The organism is Vibrio stylophorae, from assembly GCF_921293875.1.
GTDB classification, from domain to species: domain Bacteria; phylum Pseudomonadota; class Gammaproteobacteria; order Enterobacterales; family Vibrionaceae; genus Vibrio_A; species Vibrio_A stylophorae.
Map to the genome: position 1 here is coordinate 346403 of NZ_CAKLDI010000001.1, position 22208 is coordinate 368610.

Here is a 22208-nt window from a genome sequence, read left to right on the forward strand (position 1 = left end):
ATGCAACAAACACGTAAATTAGAACTTTGGGTTGGTTTGTTCGTTTTAGCGGGAATCGCTGCGCTTTTGGTGTTGGTATTTAACATCGCCAATGTCAAAGGGCTGAGCCAAAGTGAGAGTTATCAGTTAACGGCTCGTTTTGACAATATTGGTGGGCTGAAAGTGCGCTCACCAGTAAAAATTGGTGGGGTGGTTGTTGGGCGCATCAGCGATATCGACTTAGATGTAGCGACTCACACGCCTGTGGTGACCATGAATATCGACAGTAAATATGGTTATTTCTCTGAGACCACATCGGCTTCTATTTATAGCGCGGGTCTTCTTGGCGAGCAGTTTGTGGGACTAATTCCCGGCTTTGTCGATGAGGAGGAAGGCTTTGATATGCTCGGTGATGGCGATGAAATACAAGATACCAAATCGGCACTGATCCTCGAGGATTTGATTGGCCAAGTGGTATACAGCTTAAAAGGCGAGGATGAATAAATGATGATGAAATTGCGCCAAATTAAGTTAGGCCAAGGGCAGATAGCCCAATGGTTTGTCGGTTTGAGCTTGATGCTGGCCATGCTATCTAGCAGTGTGCAAGCAAAAACGGTGGATCAAACTGACCCCTATCGTTTGATTGACGAGGTGGCACAAATTACCTTTGCGCGCCTCAAGGCAGAGCAGCCAAATATTGCGAAAAATCCTGAAATCTTACGCACCATTGTTAATGAGGAGTTGTTGCCTTACGTCAATGCGCGTTATGCCGCTTATAAAGTGCTGGGTAATCAGCAGTTGAAGAAATCGACGAAAGATCAACGCGATGCATTTGTGGTGGCTTTTGAAGATTATATGATTGCTTCCTATGCGCAGGTGATGACCAAATACAGCGATCAAACCGTGAAAGTGGAAGCCGCTCAGCCTGTACCAGCCGATCGCAAGATTGTGACTGTGCGTGTTGATCTGATTGAGGGGTCCCATCCACCGCTTCGCATCGACTTTAAATTGCGTAAAAACAAAGATGGTACTTGGCAAGCCTTTGACATGGTGGCTGAGGGTATCTCTATGGTGCAAACTAAGCAAAGTGAATGGCGCGATCCGCTAAAAAACAAGGGCATCGAAGCGGTGACGCAAGAGTTGCAACGTTTGGGTCGCCAACCGATTCGTTTGGATGGTGATGATGTGGATAGTAAAGCGCCATGAGTGAGCCAGCGCTAACCTTGGATATCGATGCCAAGGCTTTAACCTTATCTGGCGAACTGACGCGTCAGAGCATTCCACACCATTGGCCAAAAGGCTGGCAATGGATCGCTAAAGCCGAACAATGGCCAGTAATTTTAACAAATGTGACTCGGATCGACTCTGCAGGCGTGGCAATTCTGCTTCATTTGATACAGCAGGCTCGAATGCAAGGATGTCATGTATTATTATGCGCAGTTCCAAATCAGCTTCAGACTCTTCTGAAGCTTAGTAATCTTGATTCGGTGATTACTGAACATCTTGAAGATGTGCAATAAAGGGTGGCTAAGTGGACATTAGCGAAATTAAAACAATTCTAGAGCAGCAGCTAGATCTAGCTGAGGTTCATGTCAAAGGCGATGGTAGCCATTTTGAAGTAATCGCTGTGGGTGAGCTTTTCGACGGTATGAGTCGTGTGAAAAAGCAACAAACCATTTATGGACCATTGATGGAGCACATCGCTTCCAATGCAATCCATGCTTTAAGCATTAAAGCTTATACGCCTGATGAGTGGGCTCGCGATAAAAAATTGATCCTGCCATCGTAACTGAGAACCGTCATGCAAAAATTTATTATTCAAGGTGGCGGCCCGCTTAAAGGTGAGGTTGCTATTTCTGGGGCGAAAAACGCCGCTCTTCCTATTCTATTTGCCGCACTCTTGGCTGAAGAGCCTGTTGAAGTGGCGAATGTGCCAAAACTTCGTGATATCGATACCACCATGGCATTGCTTGAGCAATTGGGCGCTAAGGTTTCTCGTAACGGTTCTGTTCATGTCGATGCCAGCGGTGTAAATAATTTCTGTGCACCTTATGACTTGGTGAAAACCATGCGTGCATCAATTTGGGCTTTGGGTCCATTGGTCGCACGTTTTGGTCAAGGCCAAGTGTCTCTACCTGGTGGTTGCGCAATTGGTGCACGTCCTGTGGATTTACATATTCATGGTCTTGAGCAATTGGGCGCAACCATTGTGCTTGAAGAAGGCTATGTCAAAGCATCTGTCGATGGTCGCTTAAAAGGCGCGCATATCGTGATGGACAAAGTGAGCGTTGGTGCAACTGTTACCATTATGTGCGCTGCGACTTTGGCTGAAGGCACCACTGTGATTGAAAATGCAGCGCGTGAGCCTGAAATCGAAGATACCGCTGCGTTCTTAAATACCCTTGGCGCAAAAATCGAAGGTGCAGGTACTGATACCATCACCATTACCGGTGTTGAGCGTCTTGGTGGTGGTTACCACTCAGTGGTTGCTGACCGTATTGAAACCGGTACGTTTCTTGTGGCTGCTGCAGTATCTGGTGGTGATATTCGCTGTACCAATACACGTCCTTCACTACTTGAAGCTGCGCTTTCTAAGTTGGAAGAAGCGGGTGCTTTGGTTGAAACGGGTGATGATTGGATTCGTGTAAATATGACGGGGCGCGAGCTGAAAGCTGTCAACATTCGCACTGCACCGCATCCTGGTTTCCCAACCGATATGCAAGCGCAATTTAGTTTGTTGAACTTGGTGGCCAAGGGCACTGGGATCATCACTGAAACTATCTTTGAAAACCGCTTTATGCACATCCCTGAATTGATTCGTATGGGTGCGCATGCTGAGATTGAAGGCAACACTGTGATTTGTGGTGATTGCGAGCAATTAAGCGGTGCGCAAGTAATGGCGACGGATCTACGTGCATCCGCAAGTTTGGTCATTGCTGGCTGTATTGCGCAGGGCGAAACTGTGGTAGATCGTATTTATCATATCGATCGCGGTTATGATCGCATTGAAGATAAGCTAACCGCTCTGGGTGCTAACATTCAGCGCGCTGACGCTTAATAATACCGCGTCTTCAAATAGCAAAAAGCCCGCATTTATGCGGGCTTTTTTTATGATGTTGATATGAGCATTCTAGTGCTTTGAGTAACGCTATTTTTCAAATAGGCTGAGCATTAATGGCCGTTTTCTGGCTCTTCGGTAATGGTAATCGGCAAGGTTAAGAGCTGCTCTTCACGCAACACTGTGAATGGAACCTTGGTGCCAGGACGTAGTTCAGTTACTTGATCGCGTGCATCCTGCGGTCCTTGCACCCAGTGTTCACCAATTTTCACGATAATGTCGTGGCGACGCAGCCCAGCCAGTTCAGCAGGTCCGCCTGGCTCTAATTTATTGATCATCACCCCGTTGAGATATTGCGGATCAATCACTCGAGCCATGACTGGATTGATTGCACCAGCGCTAAGAATGCCGACATAACCACGAATCACGCGACCATCTGCGATGATCTTATCCATAATTTTATCTGCAAGGGTGTAGGGAATCGCAAAGGAGATACCATAGGTATCCATTTCTGTGGTTGGCTGAAAGGATGCGGTATTAATTCCCACAAGATTACCCTTTGCATTGACCAATGCACCGCCGGAATTTCCCTGATTGATTGCGGCATCAGTTTGCAGAAAATCTTGTCGACCAAAACTCATGCCCGTACGGCCAGTGGCAGAGATAATACCAAAGGTGGTGGTTTGCCCTAGGTTATAAGGGTTACCGATGGCCAGAACTACATCGCCAATTTGCGCTTGATATTGTTTGTCTTGCGGAATGACGGGGAGATTGTCGGCATCGATTTTAAGCACCGCTAAGTCAGTGAGTGCATCTTGGCCAATCAGCTGCGCCATAAAAATGCGACCATCTTGCAGCGCTACGACCACTTGATCCGATTCGGCAATGACATGAAGGTTGGTCAGAATATAGCCCTGACTATTCATGATCACCCCAGAGCCTAAGCCTTGAACGGCAAGCTCTAAGCTATTTTCATTGGTATAGCGGCGGCTATAGATGTTGACCACCGCGGGCGCGGCGCGCAGCACGGCATCGTGATAACTCTGGCGTGGCCCTTGCTCTAAGGGGGCGATGGTTTCACGCACTTGGCTAAGCAATTGCTGGCGTAGTTGTGGCAGCGCCAAAACGAGAATGACACCCACCAATAAACCGAGGCGAACGGAGCGAAGCAGCGTTTGCAACATGTTGTGAGGTCCTTTATCTCGATGCGTTGAAACAGAAAATTATCGCTAGAATAGCACCGAATGTAGGGGAAAAGTAGCGAGGAAATGGCAGGCATCTCACAAGCTAAGGCTTGATGTATTGCTAACTTTTATGACGGATGTTTACGGATAAAAAAATAGGACAGCCGCTGAGCAACTGTCCTATTTTGTGAGCGGTAAGCAATTTTAACTTGCTTGCTTGGTCAGCATCTCATCTTTTAGTGCACCACTGGCGCCATTAGCGTAATCACGTGGCTGCGCCGGATCTGCAATATCGCTGTGATCTTCTTCAAGCGCTTCAACAGCGCGAAGTGACGCGGTAAATGGATTGTCTTGATCCGATAGATTTGGCATCAAGTCCACAGAGGTCTTGGCCATATGCTGATAGAGCTTATTGTAATCTTTTGAGATGTTCTCAAGTAATTCAGCGCTGCGAGCAAAGTGATCTGAGAGCTCTTGGCGATACTGCTCAAGCTCATACTTGGACAGATCTAACTCTTTTTTCAAGTTCTTCTGCTGGGCCAAGTCTTTGTTATTGAAGCGAGCGATGAGGAGGCCGAGGAGAACTCCAATGGCTAAGAAGATAAGCGCGTTCATCCACATCATAGTGACTCCTTGATAAATATATAAATGACTTGTCTTCGTCTTAACTATACATGCTGTTTTGCGGCTGTGATACTCTCAACATAGCATTTTGCCGATTCCATCAGCAGGTATTCAGGATGAAACAAGGCCCACCAAGCCAGCTTTATCAGGCATTGCTGGCGGACCATCACATTGAAGAAAACACACAGCAAGTCGCAGTGTTGCGACATATCGACGCGATTTACCACACCTTTATGGTGCAGCCTTATCAGGAAAAAAAGTCGTTTTTGCCCGCATGGCTAGACCTTTTTCTAAGGTCAAAAAAATCCCCTCACTCAGTTGGTATTTATCTTTATGGCCAAGTAGGCCGGGGTAAAACCATGCTGATGGATTTACTCTGTCAATCCCTACCCAATGACCAATACCGGCGCTTGCATTATCTTGAGTGCATGCAGGCGGTTCATGGTCATCTGCAACAATTGCAGGGCCAGAAAACACCGATGCCTGCGGTGGCTAAAGCACTTATGGGGCCTGCACGTCTGCTGTGTCTAGATGAGATGATGGTTACCGATATTACCGATGCGATGTTGATAGGCGATTTACTCAGCGCGCTGGTGGCAGATGGTGTCACGCTATTTTTTACCAGTAATCAGGCGCCCAATGCGCTTTATCATAATGGGTTGCAGCGCGCGCGGTTTTTACCTGCTATTTCATTGATCGAGCAGCATTGTGTATTACTCGATCTGGATCATTGCTCTGATTATCGATTAGCACAGGGGGTATCTGAGCCCCATTACCAAATCGTGGCGTCATCCGCGCAGCAAGCCGCATTGCAAAAAACGCTGAGTCAAACCTATCTCGGGATACATTCAAAGGGGCAACAGCATTTGATGTTACATGGCCACCAGCTTGAAATATTGGCGGCTACTGAATCTGCGTTGATGCTTTCTTTTGCTGAGCTATGCCAAAAGCCAAGACATCCCCGTGATTATTTATGGTTAGCTCAACACTATCGGCGTCTGGTGTTGCTTGAGGTTCCTCAGCTAAGCGATCGAGAGCCAGAATCGGTACGTCGATTCATCGCTTTGATTGATGCGCTATACCAACAGCAGGTGCAATTGGTGATCACGGCAAAAGTCGATTTAATTGTGCTTTATCAGGATTCTCGCTTTGAAGCCCTGTTTTCTCGTTGTCAGTCTCGACTGATTGAGATGCAAAGCCACAGCTATTGGCATGCGAGCACTGTCAAGGCAGTGAAGAAAAAAGCGTGAAAAGGGGGTGATTTTTTTTTCACCTTTCCCTATAATCTCGCGACCCACTATTCCTGTAAAGGCGAAAGCCTAGAGTGCCACCACTCGAAGGGGTGATGGATGGGGCTCGAAGGAGCGGAATCATTCGATTCCATAAGTGTTAAATTTTAAATTTGGGTATGAATTAGCATGAAAACTTTCGTTGCTAAACCAGAATCAGTAAAACGCGACTGGTTCGTCGTAGACGCTGACGGTAAAACTCTTGGTCGTCTAGCTGCTGAAATCGCTACTCGCCTACGTGGTAAGCATAAAGCAGAATACACTCCTCACGTTGACACTGGTGATTACATCATCGTTGTAAACGCAGAGAAAATCACTGTGACTGGTAACAAAGCATCTGACAAGATGTACCACCGTCACTCTGAATTCCCTGGCGGTCTAAAATCAATGTCTTTCGAGAAATTGATCGATCGTAAACCAGAAATGGTTCTTGAGCTAGCGGTTAAAGGCATGCTGCCTAAAGGTCCTCTAGGTCGTGCCATGTACCGTAAACTGAAAGTATATGCTGGCGCTGAGCACAACCATGCTGCTCAACAACCACAAGTACTGGACATTTAATTAGGGGAACATGGCAATGGCAGAGAATCAATACTACGGCACTGGCCGTCGCAAAAGCTCAGCAGCTCGTGTATTCATCAAACCGGGTAGCGGCAACATCGTAATCAACAAGCGCTCTCTAGAAGAGTACTTTGGTCGTCCAACTGCACGTATGGTAGTTCGTCAACCACTAGAACTTGTTGAAATGATCGAAAAACTAGACCTATACATCACTGTTAAAGGTGGTGGTATCTCTGGTCAAGCAGGTGCGATCCGTCACGGTATCACTCGTGCATTGATGGAGTACGACGAGTCTCTACGTCCTGCACTACGCGCAGCGGGTTATGTAACTCGTGACGCACGTAGCGTTGAACGTAAGAAAGTTGGTCTACGTAAAGCACGTCGTCGTCCACAATTCTCTAAGCGTTAATTCGCTGGAAATTTGGATTACGCAAAAAGGATGCCTATGGGCATCCTTTTTTTATGTCACAATTTTACCTTCAAATTAAAATTGCCTTTTCTCACAACTTGTTAACTTCCATTCCCCTGTCTACGCTCAAAACAGAGTCGTGAATTGGATTCACGTCCCCAAAGCGTTATTGAAAGAAAAACGCCATTCAAAAGGATAAAAGCGTTCAGATAAGCGCTCGACAGAAAAGGAAGCACAATCATGGCCAAGGAATCATCAGCGCCTCAGCCGCCTGATATGGCGCCAGAAAACCCCAATCGTCGTCGATTTTTAACCATTTCCACCTGTGTGATCGGTGGTGCCGGTGCAGCTGCGCTCGCGGTCCCCTTCATCGGGGCTTGGAATCCCAGTGCCAAGGCAAAAGCGGATGGTGCTGCGGTCAGTGTTAATGTCAGTAAACTTGAGCCCGGTCAGATGATTCGTGTGGAGTGGCGCAAACAACCGGTATGGGTTGTTCGTCGTACTCAAGCTGTGATTGATACCCTCAACCAGCACGATAGTCAGCTGCGCGATCCAGAGTCGATTCAAGGGCAGCAACCTGTCTATGCACAAAATCCCCTGCGTTCTTTGAATCCTGAATTTTTTGTCGCCGTGGGTATTTGTACTCATTTGGGTTGCTCGCCCACTTATTTGCCAGATTCTTTTCAAGAGCAAGTTAGCGGTGTGCAAGCAGGTTTCTTTTGCCCCTGTCATGGCTCTAAATTCGATATGGCAGGACGGGTATTTCAAGGTGTACCTGCGCCATTAAATTTGATGGTGCCGCCCTATCATTTTGCTGATGAGCAAACCTTGGTGGTGGGTGAAGATCCCAAGGAGGCTCTGACATGAGTAAGTTACTCGACTGGGTCAATGAGCGTTTTCCCGTATCTAAGCTGTATTACGAGCATATGGGGCATTATCCGGCGCCGAAAAACCTTAATTTTTGGTATTACTTTGGCTCGCTAGCCACCTTGGTATTGGTTAATCAATTGCTCACCGGTATTTGGCTGACCATGCACTACAACCCTTCAGCTGAAGGCGCCATGGCATCCGTGGAGTACATTATGCGTGATGTCCCCTATGGCTGGTTATTACGTTATATGCATGCAGTGGGCGCTTCCGCATTTTTTGTAGTGGTCTACCTGCATATGTACCGTGCTCTGATCTATGGCTCTTATCAAAAGCCACGAGAGCTACTTTGGATCTTTGGCATGCTGATCTTTTTAGTGCTGATGGCCGAAGCCTTTATGGGCTATCTGTTGCCTTGGGGGCAGATGTCCTATTGGGGCGCACAGGTGATCATTTCATTATTTGGTGCGATCCCTGTGATTGGCGACGATCTCACGCTTTGGATTCGAGGGGATTATGTGGTTTCAGGGGCCACCCTTAATCGTTTTTTTGCGCTTCATGTGATTGCCTTGCCTTTGGTGCTGGTACTTCTGGTGGTGTTACACATTTTTGCGCTGCATGAGGTGGGCTCAAATAATCCAGATGGCATTGATATTAAGAAGGACAAAGATGAGCGGGGTTGGCCGAAAGATGCCATTCCATTTCATCCCTATTTTACGGTGAAGGATCTGATGGGCGCGGTGTTCTTTATGATCCTCTTTAGTTATGTGATCTTCTTTAACCCCGAAATGGGGGGCTATTTTTTAGAGCCGCCAAACTTTGAAGCGGCCAATCCACTAAAGACACCAGAGCATATTGCACCGGTTTGGTATTTCACCCCATTTTACGCCATTTTACGGGCGATCCCTGACAAATTGATGGGGGTCATTGGTATGGGCGGCGCGATCATCATGCTGTTTGTTTTGCCTTGGTTGGATCGCTGCAAGGTGCGCTCATTTCGCTATCGAAGCATTTGGCATAAATTGAATTTAGCACAATTTACGGTGAGCTTTATCGCCCTTGGGATTTTGGGCGCATTGCCAGCAACGCCCTTATACACACTGCTTTCGCGCTGTTTTAGCTTGTCCTACTTTATGTTCTTTGTACTGCTGTTTATCTACAGCAAATATGAGCGAACCAAGCCACTGCCAACACAGGTGACGATGCGATGAAACAGTTGATTCAAAAGATAATCTATCTGTCGCTGGCCTGGGCCATGCTAGCGCTGAGTTTTTCCGTGGGAACCGCTATGGCCGCTGGTGGTAGCGCAATTCCATTGATGTCAGCCAATACCGATCTGACCGATACTGCTTCTTTGCAACGTGGTGCCCAGCTCTACACCAATTTTTGTTTTGGCTGCCATAGCATGCAATATCAGCGTTATAACCGAGTCGCGCAGGATCTTAACATTCCTGAAGATCTGATGGTCGAACACTTGATTTTTGATCCCAATGCCAAAGTGGGAGATCTGATGATCAATGCGATGCCGGAAAATTATGCCAAAGCTTGGTTTGGCGCTGCGCCGCCTGATCTGACGTTGGTTGCGCGTGTGCGGGGGGCCGATTGGCTGTATACCTACCTACAGAGTTTTTACGCCGATCCCAATCGTCCCTTTGGATCCAATAATTTGCTCTATCCCAATGTGGGGATGCCGCATGTGTTAGAAACGCTGCAAGGTATATCCACACCGATTTATGAGATAGTCATTGATGAAAATGGGCAGTCGAAACAGGTGATCGTTGGCCTCGAAAGTGACGGACTAGGAGAGCTCAATGCGCAAGAATATCAGCAAGCGGTTCGCGATTTAGTCAACTTTTTGCAATACAGTGGCGAGCCCATTCAAGTGAAACGTCAACAAATTGGTTACTGGGTGATCGCATTTTTAGTGTTGTTTTTGATCTTTGCCTTCTTGTTAAAGAAAGAGTATTGGCGCGACGTCCATTGATCAGGTACTCTAGTAGGTTGAATATCCCGCAATGGGGGTTAATTTTGCCTCCGTTGCTTTTTGCGTAGATTGAAATTTTGGAGGGGTGAATGGCTGTTGCTGCCAATAAACGCTCTGTCATGACGTTATATTCTGATGCTTCTGATATTTATAGCCATCAGGTGCGTATCGTTCTTGCAGAGAAAGGGGTGAGTGTAGAGATTGAGTTGGTTGACCCTCAAAATCTACCTGAAGATCTAGTTGGTCTGAACCCATACAACTCAGTGCCAACCCTTGTGGATCGCGAATTGGCTCTTTATGAGTCACGTATCATCATGGAATATCTTGATGAGCGCTTCCCACATCCTCCATTGATGCCTGTTTACCCTGTATCTCGTGGCCATAGCCGTTTGATGATGTATCGCATTGAACGTAACTGGTACAGCCTTGCAGAAACCATCATGAAAGGTGAAGAAGGTGCAGATCGCGCACGTAAACAACTACGTGAAGAGATTCTAGCGCTTGCTCCTGTATTCTCTGAGTTCCCTTATTTTATGAGCGAAGAGTTTAGCTTGGTCGATTGCTATCTTGCACCACTTCTATGGCGTTTGCCTATCATGGGTATTGATTTGATCGGTACCGGTGCAAAAGAAGTGAAAGCGTATATGGCACGTGTATTTGAACGTGACTCTTTCCTCGCTTCAATGACTGAAGTTGAACGTGAAATGCGTCTAACGCGTTAATCATGATGAATGAGATGCTGACAGCCCGCCGTCCGTACTTGGTTCGTGCTTACTATGACTGGTTACTGGACAACGATTTAACGCCACACTTGGTGGTGGATGCCACGCAATCGGGTGTGCGTGTACCGCCTGAATTTATCAGTGACGGTCAAGTTGTTCTCAATATTGCACCGCGTGCCGTGGGTCACCTGGAGCTCGGCAATGATGCGATTAGCTTCAATGCGCGCTTTGGTGGCCAGCCTCATTCGGTGATCGTACCTATGAGTGCGGTGATGGCGATTTATGCCCGTGAAAATGGCGCAGGAACCATGTTTGAGCCTGAATTGGCCTATGATGTGAGCCCTGATGAAGGGATTGTTGATAGCGCAGAGCCAGAATTGCTGGAAGAGCCTTTAACAGCCGTAACGCCGCCGGATGATGAACCACCATCACCACCACGTGGACGCCCAAGTCTACGAGTGGTGAAGTAAGATTAAAATCACAGCATTGATCATCAAAAAACGCAGCCTTAAAGCTGCGTTTTTTATTGCCATTTCTTATTGTCTCGTCAATCAGGATGGCCTATCTTGGCTGTGTTTTAGTCAAGAAAGTACACCTTAAAAAGGGCATATTAGAAAGTCACTGGACTGGTGATTGCACCATCACTTTGCGACTCATCATAATAGGGTTGCGTTTGTGCACCTTCGCTTTCAGCACCTTGCTCAGCAAGAGGTTTTTGCTCGTTTGAGAGGCTCGTATCGCTTACCGCTGGCTCTGTGACGACAGGTTTGGGTTCCACATACTCAAAAGCTTTGATCACTTGTTTGACGCCAGAGACATGGCGAGCGATATCTACGGCAATGTCTGCTTGATTTTTATCGATATAACCGAGCAAAAAGACTTCTTTATTCTCAGTGACGACTTTGATCGGCATGCTTTTGAGGCGCTCATCTGCAAGCATTTGAGTGCGCACTTTGGTGGTGATCCAAGTATCTTCGCTGATTTGAGCCAAGGTGAGTGGCTGCTCTAGGCGCACTAAGTTATAAACAGTTTGTACGCGATTGACGCGGCGTACCTGCTCAATCACATGATCCAGTAATTCACGCTCTGTCGATTGACCAACCAGCAGGACTTTGCCGCCATAGCTCACGCCTTGAATACGTAGCTTGGCACGATATTCGGGTTTGGCCACGATACGGCCAACCTCCATTTCAATTTCTTGATCGTGCCACTGCTCTTGTGGGGTGCGAGGATCACTGACCACCAGCGCCGTGCCTGCAGCACCGGCAAGAATTACCCCGGCACAACCTTGAAGAAGCGTCAGGGTACAAAGCAAAATTAAACTAATTCGTTTCATGGGTATTACTCGTCATGCGACGGAAAGAGTACTTTATCAATAAGATCGCACAAGCAGTGAATGGTGAGCAAGTGTCCTTCTTGAATTCGCGCGGTACGTTGCGAAGGCAGGCGAATTTCGACATCTTTTTCATCGCTGAGTAGGCCCGCCATCTCACCACCATCTTTGCCAGTGAGTGCAATAATAGTCATATCACGGGTAACCGCAGCTTCCATTGCCTTGAGTACATCACGGCTGTTACCGCTGGTGGAAATGGCCACGAGGACATCACCTGCTTGGCCTAATGCACGGACTTGCTTGGCAAAAATATCATCATAAGCATAGTCGTTAGCCACCGCGGTGAGTGAGACTGAGTCTGCCGTTAACGCGATGGCTGGCAGGCTAGGGCGCTCAGTTTCATAGCGGTTAAGCAGGGCTGCAACCAATTGTTGTGAGTTTGCAGCTGAGCCACCATTACCGCAGCACAGAAGCTTATTGCCATTAAGCAGCGCCATCACAATGGTTTGTGCAGCCTTGGCGATAGTTTCTGGGAGTGCTTCTGCGGCAGCAATTTGAGTTTGGATGCTTTCTTTAAAATTTTCTTTAATGCTTTCAAGCATACATTAGCCTTCTGCGATAACGTTGGTGAGCCAGTCGATCGCTTGCTTACCATTAATGGCAACATAATCAAATCGATAGGCTGTTTGGTGTGGATCGTAGCCGCGCTGGAGTAACCAGTGTTGGGCGGTGATCAGCAGTTTTTGTTGTTTACTTGGGGTCAGGGCATAGTGAGCGCCACCAAAGCGTTCACTTTGTCTATATTTGACTTCGACAAAGACAATCTGTTGCTGTGGATCTTGCATGATGAGATCCACCTCACCCCGCTGACATTGGTAATTTCGCTCTAGAAGCAACAAGCCTTGGCCTGTCAAATATTGACAGGCCAAGGCTTCATAAAAATCGCCGACGGACCGCTTATTGTGCGGCGGGTTGGCTTTGTTGCGCTTCCACAGGGGCAATGCCGGTACCTGTATAAATTGCCCAGTCAAGCTTGCGCTGTACCACGCATTGGTTATCAATGCTGAGCAGGCCGCTTTGACCTGGAACAGTGTAACCCTGTAGGGCTTTCATTTGCGGTAGCTCAACCGCAAGGGTATAGCTATCCATCCCTAATGCATGCAAACGAACCATACCGGCACTTTGACCAGGCCAGAGTGATTGGTAGGCATCGTAGCTTGAGTTGCCTTCAATAAGCATTGGAATATCACTAAAGATAATGCCTTTGATCTCATTAAGCTGCTGCGGATCAATGTTGGTTGCATGGCCACGAGAGCTGGCATACATGCCTGGCTGCTTCGCTTCAGGGTTGATTGCAACGCGGATAAATGGTTTGAGCATGGCCAATTCAGCTGGTGATGCCACCATATAAATCGCATCAATATCACGACGGCTGCGTTTCTCAGACTCTAAACCACGGCGGGTAAGCTGACGCATTTGCGAGATGCGATTCGCACTTTCATTGAGACCCAAAACTTGGTTGATCTGCTGTTGCATCTCTTTCATGGTGCCAAAATACTGAATCACAGTTGGTGTTTCAGCAAGGGTTTTCCACTGGGCGCTAAAGGCTTCACTGCTGCGCTCACCCAAGGCATTGTTTGGCGCAAAAATCAGTGGGTATTGGAAACCATGGTCATGCAGGTAGGTTGCAGCTTGCGCAGCTTCTTGTTCAGGTGAGAGTGCAAGATAACAAACATCACCCGTAGCTTTTACATCACTTGGTTCATTGAGTGCCAACATTGGCAATTTGCCATTGTTGATACGTTCAAACTCAAACACTTTGTCTTTGAGTAGCGGACCGACCACAAAATCGATGTTATCGAGTAGCAGTTGCTGATAAATATCGGTCAATGGTGTGCTGGTGACATCGTAGATTTTCACGGTCATTTGTGGATCGCGATCTTGATCATCAAGCATGGCTTGTAGGAAGCCATCACGAATCACTTCAGCTTGCGATGCAAATTGACCACTGAGCGGCAAAAGTAGAGCAATGCTTTGTGGACGTACAATCTCAATATCAGCCAGTGTTGCTAGCTCAACTGGCATAAATTGAATCGCAGGATGGGTTGGATGGGCCTCGGTCCATTCTGCCAATGCGCGTTGTAGGCTAACAGGGCGACGAATAAACTGATGACGAATAATAGCTAAATCAACCCAGCCCTTGAGAACACCATCGGTTGGCTCATAGGTCAGTGCTTGGAGGTTTTCGACAGGCTCTTGCATCAGGCGCTGCCAAAGCGCATCCCAGTTCACCGCTTGTTGGTCTTCTGGTAGATATTGGCTGAGTGCAACACGAGCGCGTAGCGCTGGTAGAAGTTCGGTGGATTGAGCCAGCAGTTTCGCACGCATTTCATGGTAGCTACGATATTGGTTATCGTTGAGTTGCCACCAATCAGGGAAGTTGAGGCCAGCAAGTGCGTTATCATAGTCGCCTTGGCCATATTTGATATCGGCGCGTGCCAACTGCCATTCAGCCATTTGTACTGGGCTTAAGGCTTGGTTCGATAGCCAAACTAGTAAAGTTTCGGCTTCGGTATAACGTTGTGCATTGACCAGAGCTTTAAGCTCAAGGATCTTCCAATTTAGGCGAGTTTCTCCCTCACTGCCTTCAGCTAATGTGCGATATTGCTCTGGGGTGCTTTGCGCTTCCGCGGTAATATCGGCTCGAATATTTGAAACGCCTGTACTTTGACAAGCGGCAAGACCTATCGTCATCGCCGCAATCAGGACAAGACGTGATACAATTCCTTTACTGAATAAATTGAGCATAGCTTGGTTTTACCGTTACTTAGTTGCACTCTATATTAATCTCAGGAGCCACCTTAGACAAATGAGTAATATTCCATCCGTGGTGGTCGACGCTGCTACATTGTACATTGTTCCGACGCCAATAGGTAATTTAGCTGACATCACGCAGCGTGCTTTAGCTGTTTTAAATCAAGTAGATATCATTGCAGCTGAAGATACGCGTCATACTGGCCGTTTGCTCAGTCACTTTGGCATTCAAACGCGCACCATGGCCTTGCATGATCACAATGAGCAGCAAAAAGCCGATCAAGTGGTTGCGCAACTGACCGAAGGTAAAAGTATTGCACTGGTTTCAGATGCAGGCACTCCATTGATCAGTGATCCTGGCTATCATCTCGTCAACCGCTGTCGCCAAGCCGGCGTCAAAGTGGTACCACTGCCAGGTCCTTGCGCGGTGATCACCGCCCTAAGTGCTTCGGGTTTGCCATCAGATCGTTTTAGTTTTGAAGGCTTTTTGCCGCCAAAGAGTAAAGCCCGCCAAGATCGTTTTACTGAGTTGCGTGAAGCCTCACGTACTTTGATCTTTTATGAATCACCTCACCGTATTATGGACTCATTGGCCGATATGCTTGCTGTTCTGGGGCCAGACCGTGAAGTGGTTTTAGCCCGTGAGCTAACCAAAACCTTTGAAACTATTCATATGGCGCCGTTGGGTGAGCTGGTGGCTTGGTGCCAAGCCGACGACAATCAGCAAAAAGGTGAAATGGTGCTATTGGTCGCAGGTTTGCGTAAAAAAGATCAAGATGAGCTTCCAGCGAAAGCGCGCCAAGCCTTGGCTTTATTGGCGAAAGAATTGCCACTGAAAAAAGCAGCGGCTATTTGTGCTGAGCTTTATGATTTGAAAAAAAATGCCTTGTACAAATGGGGACTTGAGCATCTTGATGCTTGATAGTTTTCTGCTCGCTATTTATAACCAAACGGGATCCCATGGGATCCCGTTTTTTATCTTTGCTTGATAGATAAGTGTTAGTGAGCTGTTTATTTATCTGCTTTAGTCATGGCGTTTACATGTCCGGCGTAGCGCCGAGATAGTCGAGCCACGCTGAATCGCGGCGTGCTAAAAGCGCACTCATGGGTTGCCAGCACATGGCTTGGCCACGATCGACAAACAAAGCATGGCTCGCAATGGCCTTTGCATCATTGAGATCATGGGTCACCATCAATACCGTGATATTTTTCGCTTTGGCTTTTTCTGCCACCAAAGCCAGCATTTGTTGGCGCAGCGCCGGATCCAGCGCAGAAAAGGGCTCATCTAAAAGTAGCAGTGGCTTTTGTCGAATCAAACAGCGCGCTAATGCCACGCGTTGCTGCTGACCTCCAGAGAGTTGTGGCGGTAGCTGATTGAGCTGTTGGCTCAATCCCACTTGTGCTGCGGCTTGCTCAATGGCGCGTTTTTCTTGCGCGTTAAAACGAAGGGCTGGGCGAATGCCAAGACCAATGTTGTGCGCCACGGTGAGGTGATCAAATAGATTGTGCTGCTGAAATAGGATCGACAGTGGACGATCACTCACCGCCAATGGATTGAGCACTTGGCCTTGCCATTGCATCTCACCTTGCTTGGGTTGCAAAAATCCAGCGAGCAAGTGCAGTAGCGTGCTTTTCCCTGCACCGCTAGCGCCTAAAATGGCGGTAATGGTGCCCGCTTCAATTTCACAATGCGTGGAAAATTGTGTCTCAACACTGCCGTAATCGAAGCAAAGTTGGCGCAGAGTGAGTTGATTGCTCTGCGCTGATGTTTGAGCCAAATTAGACACGGCTTTTCTCCTTGCTGGCCCATTCGGCCAACACAAATAACAGCAAGGACAGCAGTAGCATCAGTAGCGCCACACCGGCAGCGGCCTGCATTTGATAGCTATCCATCAGTTGATAAAGATACATGGGTAGGGTCATTAAATCCTGATGGCCAAAAATGGCGATGGCACTGATATCTCCCAATGAGAGTAAAAAGCTTAAGGCCATGCCCTGTAAAATGGGCCGCTTCAGGAGCGGAAGATCGATAAGCCACCGTTGCTGCCATCTGGATAATCCCAAGCTTTGATTGAGCTGATGGTAGGTGAAATGCGCTGAAATCGCTGGTGCACTGATAGCACGCATCATATAGGGCAGCGCCATCACCGCATTGATCAACATAATGGTGAGTTTGCCATAGTCATAGGCCCAATCTCGTTGCCACAACCATAAAAAGAGTCCGGCGCTGAGCATGACCGCAGGTAGCACCAAAATTAAGCTTGCACAAAGCTCAAGCAAAGTGGCGCGTCGGTGCCAATGCCGATAACGCCAGCGTTTCAGTGTTTGTACTAATCCCAAGGCAAACATGGCGGCCAATAAGCTAGCCACGAGGGCAATTTGCAATGAAGTCCACAGCGCCTGCCATAAACTGGATTGAGACAATAGCTGTAAGCTGGCGCTGGAGATCCCTTGTTTCACTGTGATGATAAGTGGTGGTAATAGGCATAGGCAGAGTATGCCGAGCCATAGGTGATCCCAAGCACTGGCGCGATAGACGCTTGATTGCTGAGCACGAAATTGACGCCAGCTCGACTGCTTGGGTTGAAAGCGATAAAAGAGTAGAAAAAGCGCGCTACAAAGCACCATTTGCCAAAGCGCAATGAGGGCGCCATAACCATAATCGAGGTCGTAGCGAATGGCTTGGTAGATGGCCACTTCTAAGGTGCTCGACTGAGGGCCGCCGCCCATCACCATCACGGCCGCAAAGCTGGTAAAGCAAAGCATAAAAATCAAGCTTAATACGCTCGGTAATACGCGTTTGAGCGTGGGCCAGTAAAGGAGATAAAAGGCGTAAAATCCATAAAGATTGAGCTGCTGCGCTTGTTGTTGTTGCGCTTGCGGTAAATTGAGCAAGGCTTGATAAAACAAGCGAGTGGCAAAGGGGCCATTTAAAAACAGATGCACCAGAAGAATGCCGGGCAAACCGTAGATGTTGTAGTGCGGGCCAAACTCAAACCACTGGGTCACCAGACCACGATTACCGTAAAGCGCCAAGATGCCAAAGACGGCAATAAACACAGGCAGAACTAACGTCAGTCCACATAGCTGAAGCAGCAGTGCTTTACCACGCCATTGGCTTCGATATAACGCGATAGCGCAGGGAATGCCAAGTAAGACGCTGAGAAGGGTTGAGAGCGCCGCTTGATAGAGGCTAAATTGGCTGAGATGACGCAGGTAGGGATCCTGCCAAAGCGCCTGCCAGTTAAGCGCAGGCGCAGCATGAAACAGCTGATAAAAGCAAAGGATCAGCAGCGCCAATAAAGCGGCCGCCAGCCATACCCCCATGGAGGGAATGGCGCGGCGAAGTTTATGGTTCAAGGAGAGATTCAAGCGCGTGATTGTCTGCAATGCGTGCATTACTGCACGAGTGCTTGCTGCCATTGACGAATCCATTGGCGGCGATGCTGGGCAATGTCATCAGCGCTGAGCTCTAAGCTTTTGACTGGTTTTGGCAGTGCATCAAATCCTTTGGGTAAGAGCACATCGGTCACGGGATACATCCAGTTGCCTGTTGCCATTTGGCTTTGAAAATCTGGGGTGAGCACAAATTGCAGAAATTGTTGGGCTAATTGGGGCTGCGGTGCATGCTTAAGCTGCGCGGCTACTTCAACTTGGCGGTAGTTCCCTTCGTCAAAAATCGCTGCGGCAAAGCGCTGATCATTTTCGGCGATGATGTGATAAGCCGGTGAGCTGGTATAGGAGAGCACCATATCCGCCTCCCCTTGCAAGAAGAGGTTATACGCTTCAGACCAACCCTTGGTTACGGTGACTGTGTGCGAAGCTAATTGTTGCCATGCCTGCGCTGCTTGATCACCATATAAGGTTTGCAACCAAAGCATCAGCCCTTGGCCTGGTGTTGAGGTGCGCGGATCTTGGTAGATCACCTTGATACTCTGATCGGCCAAAAGCGCTTTCATGCTGGTGGGCGGTGTGCTCAGTTTGTCTTGGCGATAGACAAAGGCAAAGTAGCCGTAGTCATAGGGGACAAAGGTGTCATTGTGCCAATCACCGAGTGCTGGCACGAGTTTGATCGATGACAATTGATGCGGCGCAAAGAGACCTGTTTTTTTCGCCTCAGTGAGTAGGTTGTTATCTAAACCCAGCACTACATCGGCTTTGCTGCGCGCGCCTTCTAAACGAACGCGGTTTAAGATTGATACGCCATCATCGAGTGCGACCCACTGCAAGTCGCAATCACATTGCGCTTCAAAGGCTTTCTCAATGGCAGGCCCTGGCCCCCACTCAGAAGCAAAGGAGCTATAGGTATAGACGGTGAGGACCGGTTTTTGTGGCGCACTATTGGCGAATGCAAAAGGGGAAAATAACAGCGATAAAGCAAGTAAGCGGCGCAACATATGACTCTCCATGGCCAGTCCATTTCGGTTGCATATGGTATCGCGGCCGCTGTCTTGGGTAAATGCTACAAAATACGGCTTATTGCGATAGCGAACCGTCGTTGAGCTGCCAGTTGTAGTCGTAATTTATCTTTCCTGACCACTGCAACAGCGTTGAAGCCAGTTGGGGATTGTATTGCGCAAGGTGGGCAAGTAGCGCGGCACGGTCGCCAAAATCAGATCCATACCAATCATAAATCTGTGATAGCTGTAGTTGATTATTCTGTAGCTCTACGCCTTTATTACTGTTGATAAAGCGGGATGCTGCATGCTCAAGTTGCTCGTTGAGGGTGTCGGCATTGAGCGCTTTTGCTGGCAAATCAGGACAGCCCAAGCTGGCACAATTGACCACATAGTGAATGCGTGGATCGCGCCAAATCGGCCGCAAAATGCGGTGCTCAATATCGTTTAGGGTGAGCTTTTGGCCTGCAATGGTAATAATTTTTTCATCCCAAGGTCCGGCTTTATACCAAGGGCCAATTTTGCGAATGGAGCTCACGGGATAGTGATCCAAAATCAATTGCACCGTCAACGCATTGTAGAGATTGACCCAATAGGCAAATTGCTGGTTACGATTGAGCGTGCGTGGATCGATTTGACTCAGGCGCGTGATGTAGCGATCAAGCGCGGCGCGATGTTGGCTAAGGCTTTGGTAATTCACATTGTGCTGCTGCGGCGATATCACCAGATAGTCATTGAGAATTTGCTGCCAAGCTTGGTGATCGACGCGCTGGGTTGAATTGGCTTGATAGGGTTGCCAAAAGGACCATAAATCCGCTTTTGGTGCAGCCAAAGCCAGTGCACTAAAGCCATAAAATAGAATCGCAAGACCAATACGCATGCCCATCTCCTGTGATCAAAAAAAGCGCCGAAGCGCTTTTGAGTATAGAGAGTTTTCGCTGCTGATTCGCGCGTATTAGGCGAGAAAGTCAGGGATCTTTGCTTCGTATTCGGCGATTTTGTCTGCATGCTGCAAGGTTAGACCGATATTGTCCAAACCATTGAGCAAGCAGTGGCGGCGAAACTCATCAATTTCAAAATGATAGGTAGCTTCGCCCGCTTTAACCGTCATGCTTTCAAGATCAACCGTGACCTGCGCTTGCTCGTTGTTTGCGACATATTGGAAAATCGCATCCACTTCGCTGTCAGTCAGGCGTACTGGCACCATTTGGTTGTTGATCGAGTTGCCATAGAAAATATCGGCAAAACTCGGTGCGATCATCACACGAATCCCATAATCGGCCAGCGCCCATGGTGCATGCTCACGCGATGAGCCACAGCCAAAATTTTCTCGTGCGAGCAAAATGCTAGCGCCTTGGTAGCGCGGTTCATTGAGCACGAACGCCGGGTTGGGTTGCTCGCCAGCATCATCAAGAAAACGCCAGTCGTGGAAAAGGTGTTTGCCAAAGCCAACACGGGTGACTTTTTGCAAAAACTGCTTTGGAATGATGGCATCAGTATCAACGTTTGCCGCATCTAGTGGAACCACCAATCCTGTATGTTGTTGAAATCCGCTCATGGTGACTCCTTAAATTGCGTCGCTGGTTTCAAGTTGGAATTCACGAATATCGACAAAGTGACCGGCGCAAGCTGCAGCAGCGGCCATCGCCGGGCTCACTAAGTGAGTGCGACCTTCACGACCTTGGCGACCTTCAAAGTTACGGTTGCTGGTGGATGCGCAGCGCTCTTTTGGCCCTAAGCGATCGTTGTTCATTGCCAAGCACATGGAGCAGCCCGGCAAACGCCATTCAAAACCTGCATCGGTCAAAATCTTATCCAAGCCTTCACGCTCAGCTTGTGCGCGCACTTGCTCTGAGCCGGGAACCACCAAAGCTTGTACGCCTTGGGCTACGCGGCGGCCTTTGGCAATTGCAGCTGCAGCGCGAATATCTTCAATGCGTGAGTTGGTGCATGAACCGATAAAGACTTTATCAATGGGGAAGTCAGACAGTTTCTTGCCTGCTTCAAGGCCCATATACGCCAAGGCTTTTTGCGCTGAGCTTTGCTCGACCAAGTCGCTCAATAGCTCTGGATTTGGGATCAGTTGATCAATACCGATCACCTGACCTGGGTTGGTGCCCCAAGTCACTTGCGGGGTGATCTCCGCCGCATCAAGGATCACCTCAGCATCAAAGCTTGCGCCTTCATCGGTTTTCAGTGTTTGCCAGTATTCAACTGCGCGCTGCCATGCATCGCCCGATGGGCTGAACTTGCGATTTTCAAGGTAATCAAAGGTGGTTTGATCCGGCGCGATAAGACCCGCTTTAGCGCCCAATTCAATGGCCATATTACAGACCGTCATGCGACCTTCCATGGTGAGATCGCGAATCGCTTCACCACAAAACTCCACCACATAACCGGTGCCGCCAGCTGCGGTGGTTTTGCCGATGATCGCCAGTACGATATCTTTGGCGGTGATCCCCGGTGCGACTTTGCCGTGTACTTCAATCTTCATGGTTTTGGCGCGCGCTTGTTTGAGCGTTTGGGTGGCCAGTACATGCTCGACTTCTGAGGTTCCGATACCAAAAGCTAGTGCGCCAAATGCACCATGGGTGGCGGTGTGTGAGTCGCCACAAACAATGGTGGTGCCAGGCAATGTGATGCCAAGTTCAGGCCCCATGACATGGACAATACCTTGGTAGGGATGGTTGATGTCATACAAGGTGACCCCAAATTCAGCGCAGTTTTGCGATAGGGTTTCCATCTGAATACGTGCCATCTCGCCACTGGCATTGATGTCTTTGGTTTGCGTCGAGACGTTGTGATCCATGGTGGCAAAGGTTTTGCTAACCTGACGCACGGTGCGTCCCTTTTCACGCAGGCCATCAAAAGCCTGTGGCGAGGTCACTTCATGGACCAAGTGACGGTCGATATACAAAATTGGGTTCTCACCCTTGGCTTCAACGGCGATGTGCGCGTCAAAGATCTTTTGATAAAGCGTTTTAGCCATG

26 protein-coding genes are annotated in these 22208 nt (G+C 48.3%); 14 read left to right on the forward strand and 12 right to left on the reverse strand.

Annotated elements, in window-relative coordinates; genetic code table 11:
• The 5 genes from mlaD to murA are packed head-to-tail and all read left to right on the forward strand — an operon-like array spanning position 1 to position 3037.
• On the forward strand, positions 1-483 hold the full coding sequence (gene mlaD, locus L9P36_RS01640) for an outer membrane lipid asymmetry maintenance protein MlaD (protein ID WP_237464431.1): 483 nt from the start codon (positions 1-3) through the stop codon (positions 481-483).
• A gap of 3 nt (positions 484-486) precedes the next feature.
• Positions 487-1185 (forward strand): phospholipid-binding protein MlaC, encoded by a 699-nt coding sequence (mlaC, locus tag L9P36_RS01645; RefSeq protein WP_435532753.1) that lies wholly within the window; start codon positions 487-489, stop codon positions 1183-1185.
• A complete protein-coding gene (locus tag L9P36_RS01650) occupies positions 1182-1499 on the forward strand; it encodes an STAS domain-containing protein (protein WP_237464433.1) in 318 nt (105 codons plus the stop codon). Before mlaC ends, L9P36_RS01650 begins: the two co-directional genes overlap by 4 nt.
• An 11-nt stretch (positions 1500-1510) precedes the next feature.
• Positions 1511-1768 carry a BolA family iron metabolism protein IbaG gene (gene ibaG / locus L9P36_RS01655; protein WP_237464434.1) on the forward strand — a complete coding sequence of 86 codons (258 nt, stop codon included), beginning with the start codon at positions 1511-1513 and terminating at the stop codon, positions 1766-1768.
• A 12-nt stretch (positions 1769-1780) separates the two neighbouring features.
• The gene (gene murA / locus L9P36_RS01660; protein WP_237464435.1) at positions 1781-3037 is read left to right on the forward strand and encodes a UDP-N-acetylglucosamine 1-carboxyvinyltransferase; all 1257 of its coding nucleotides are present in this window, start codon (positions 1781-1783) and stop codon (positions 3035-3037) included.
• Between the two features lie 113 nt (positions 3038-3150).
• Here the strand turns inward: murA and degS are convergent, their stop codons facing one another.
• Together degS and zapG are read right to left on the reverse strand one after the other, a co-directional pair.
• The gene (degS, locus tag L9P36_RS01665) at positions 3151-4221 is read right to left on the reverse strand and encodes an outer membrane-stress sensor serine endopeptidase DegS (RefSeq protein ID WP_237464436.1); all 1071 of its coding nucleotides are present in this window, start codon (positions 4219-4221) and stop codon (positions 3151-3153) included.
• A gap of 204 nt (positions 4222-4425) precedes the next feature.
• Positions 4426-4845, reverse strand: a complete 420-nt coding sequence (gene zapG, locus L9P36_RS01670) for a Z-ring associated protein ZapG (RefSeq protein ID WP_237464437.1) — start codon at positions 4843-4845, stop codon at positions 4426-4428.
• A 116-nt stretch (positions 4846-4961) separates the two neighbouring features.
• Here zapG and zapE point away from each other — a divergent pair, with 116 nt between their 5' ends.
• From zapE to sspB, 8 genes are all read left to right on the forward strand, one after another.
• A complete protein-coding gene (zapE, locus tag L9P36_RS01675; protein WP_237464438.1) occupies positions 4962-6095 on the forward strand; it encodes a cell division protein ZapE in 1134 nt (377 codons plus the stop codon).
• Positions 6096-6263: 168 nt separating this feature from the next.
• The gene (gene rplM, locus L9P36_RS01680; RefSeq protein WP_237464439.1) at positions 6264-6692 is read left to right on the forward strand and encodes a 50S ribosomal protein L13; all 429 of its coding nucleotides are present in this window, start codon (positions 6264-6266) and stop codon (positions 6690-6692) included.
• Between the two features lie 16 nt (positions 6693-6708).
• On the forward strand, positions 6709-7101 hold the full coding sequence (gene rpsI / locus L9P36_RS01685) for a 30S ribosomal protein S9 (protein ID WP_237464440.1): 393 nt from the start codon (positions 6709-6711) through the stop codon (positions 7099-7101).
• A 276-nt stretch (positions 7102-7377) separates the two neighbouring features.
• Positions 7378-7968: a ubiquinol-cytochrome c reductase iron-sulfur subunit gene (petA, locus tag L9P36_RS01690; protein ID WP_237467821.1), complete on the forward strand. Its 591-nt coding sequence runs from the start codon at positions 7378-7380 to the stop codon at positions 7966-7968.
• A complete protein-coding gene (locus tag L9P36_RS01695) occupies positions 7965-9179 on the forward strand; it encodes a cytochrome b (RefSeq protein ID WP_237464441.1) in 1215 nt (404 codons plus the stop codon). Before petA ends, L9P36_RS01695 begins: the two co-directional genes overlap by 4 nt.
• Positions 9180-9223: 44 nt before the next feature.
• On the forward strand, positions 9224-9952 hold the full coding sequence (locus tag L9P36_RS01700; RefSeq protein ID WP_237467822.1) for a cytochrome c1: 729 nt from the start codon (positions 9224-9226) through the stop codon (positions 9950-9952).
• A gap of 89 nt (positions 9953-10041) precedes the next feature.
• On the forward strand, positions 10042-10674 hold the full coding sequence (sspA, locus tag L9P36_RS01705) for a stringent starvation protein SspA (RefSeq protein WP_237464443.1): 633 nt from the start codon (positions 10042-10044) through the stop codon (positions 10672-10674).
• A gap of 2 nt (positions 10675-10676) precedes the next feature.
• Positions 10677-11144, forward strand: a complete 468-nt coding sequence (sspB, locus tag L9P36_RS01710) for a ClpXP protease specificity-enhancing factor (protein WP_237464444.1) — start codon at positions 10677-10679, stop codon at positions 11142-11144.
• A gap of 140 nt (positions 11145-11284) precedes the next feature.
• On the opposite strand, the gene dolP is transcribed toward sspB, so the two are convergent.
• The 4 genes from dolP to L9P36_RS01730 are packed head-to-tail and all read right to left on the reverse strand — an operon-like array spanning position 11285 to position 14815.
• Positions 11285-12010, reverse strand: a complete 726-nt coding sequence (gene dolP, locus L9P36_RS01715; protein ID WP_237464446.1) for a division/outer membrane stress-associated lipid-binding lipoprotein — start codon at positions 12008-12010, stop codon at positions 11285-11287.
• A gap of 5 nt (positions 12011-12015) precedes the next feature.
• Positions 12016-12609, reverse strand: coding sequence for a phosphoheptose isomerase (locus L9P36_RS01720; protein ID WP_237464448.1), 594 nt, complete (start codon positions 12607-12609; stop codon positions 12016-12018).
• A gap of 3 nt (positions 12610-12612) precedes the next feature.
• Entirely contained in the window at positions 12613-13068 is a 456-nt protein-coding gene (locus L9P36_RS01725) for a YraN family protein (RefSeq protein ID WP_354004715.1), read from the reverse strand.
• Complete coding sequence (locus L9P36_RS01730; protein WP_237464450.1) at positions 12965-14815, reverse strand: penicillin-binding protein activator; 1851 nt, start codon at positions 14813-14815, stop codon at positions 12965-12967. Before L9P36_RS01730 ends, L9P36_RS01725 begins: the two co-directional genes overlap by 104 nt.
• A gap of 61 nt (positions 14816-14876) precedes the next feature.
• Between L9P36_RS01730 and rsmI the strand changes: the two genes are divergently transcribed.
• Entirely contained in the window at positions 14877-15743 is an 867-nt protein-coding gene (gene rsmI / locus L9P36_RS01735; protein ID WP_237464451.1) for a 16S rRNA (cytidine(1402)-2'-O)-methyltransferase, read from the forward strand.
• A 115-nt stretch (positions 15744-15858) separates the two neighbouring features.
• On the opposite strand, the gene thiQ is transcribed toward rsmI, so the two are convergent.
• The 6 genes from thiQ to leuC all read right to left on the reverse strand — a co-directional run bounded on the left by thiQ (position 15859) and on the right by leuC (position 22207).
• Positions 15859-16608 (reverse strand): thiamine ABC transporter ATP-binding protein, encoded by a 750-nt coding sequence (gene thiQ / locus L9P36_RS01740; protein WP_237464454.1) that lies wholly within the window; start codon positions 16606-16608, stop codon positions 15859-15861.
• Positions 16601-18244 carry a thiamine/thiamine pyrophosphate ABC transporter permease gene (thiP, locus tag L9P36_RS01745; protein ID WP_237464455.1) on the reverse strand — a complete coding sequence of 548 codons (1644 nt, stop codon included), beginning with the start codon at positions 18242-18244 and terminating at the stop codon, positions 16601-16603. The genes thiQ and thiP overlap by 8 nt, the downstream gene beginning before the upstream one ends.
• On the reverse strand, positions 18220-19218 hold the full coding sequence (gene thiB / locus L9P36_RS01750) for a thiamine ABC transporter substrate binding subunit (protein WP_237464457.1): 999 nt from the start codon (positions 19216-19218) through the stop codon (positions 18220-18222). Before thiB ends, thiP begins: the two co-directional genes overlap by 25 nt.
• 79 nt (positions 19219-19297) lie before the next feature.
• Positions 19298-20098 (reverse strand): DUF547 domain-containing protein, encoded by an 801-nt coding sequence (locus L9P36_RS01755; protein ID WP_237464459.1) that lies wholly within the window; start codon positions 20096-20098, stop codon positions 19298-19300.
• Between the two features lie 75 nt (positions 20099-20173).
• On the reverse strand, positions 20174-20776 hold the full coding sequence (gene leuD / locus L9P36_RS01760) for a 3-isopropylmalate dehydratase small subunit (RefSeq protein WP_237464460.1): 603 nt from the start codon (positions 20774-20776) through the stop codon (positions 20174-20176).
• Between the two features lie 9 nt (positions 20777-20785).
• The gene (leuC, locus tag L9P36_RS01765; RefSeq protein ID WP_237464461.1) at positions 20786-22207 is read right to left on the reverse strand and encodes a 3-isopropylmalate dehydratase large subunit; all 1422 of its coding nucleotides are present in this window, start codon (positions 22205-22207) and stop codon (positions 20786-20788) included.
• Position 22208 lies beyond the last annotated feature (1 nt).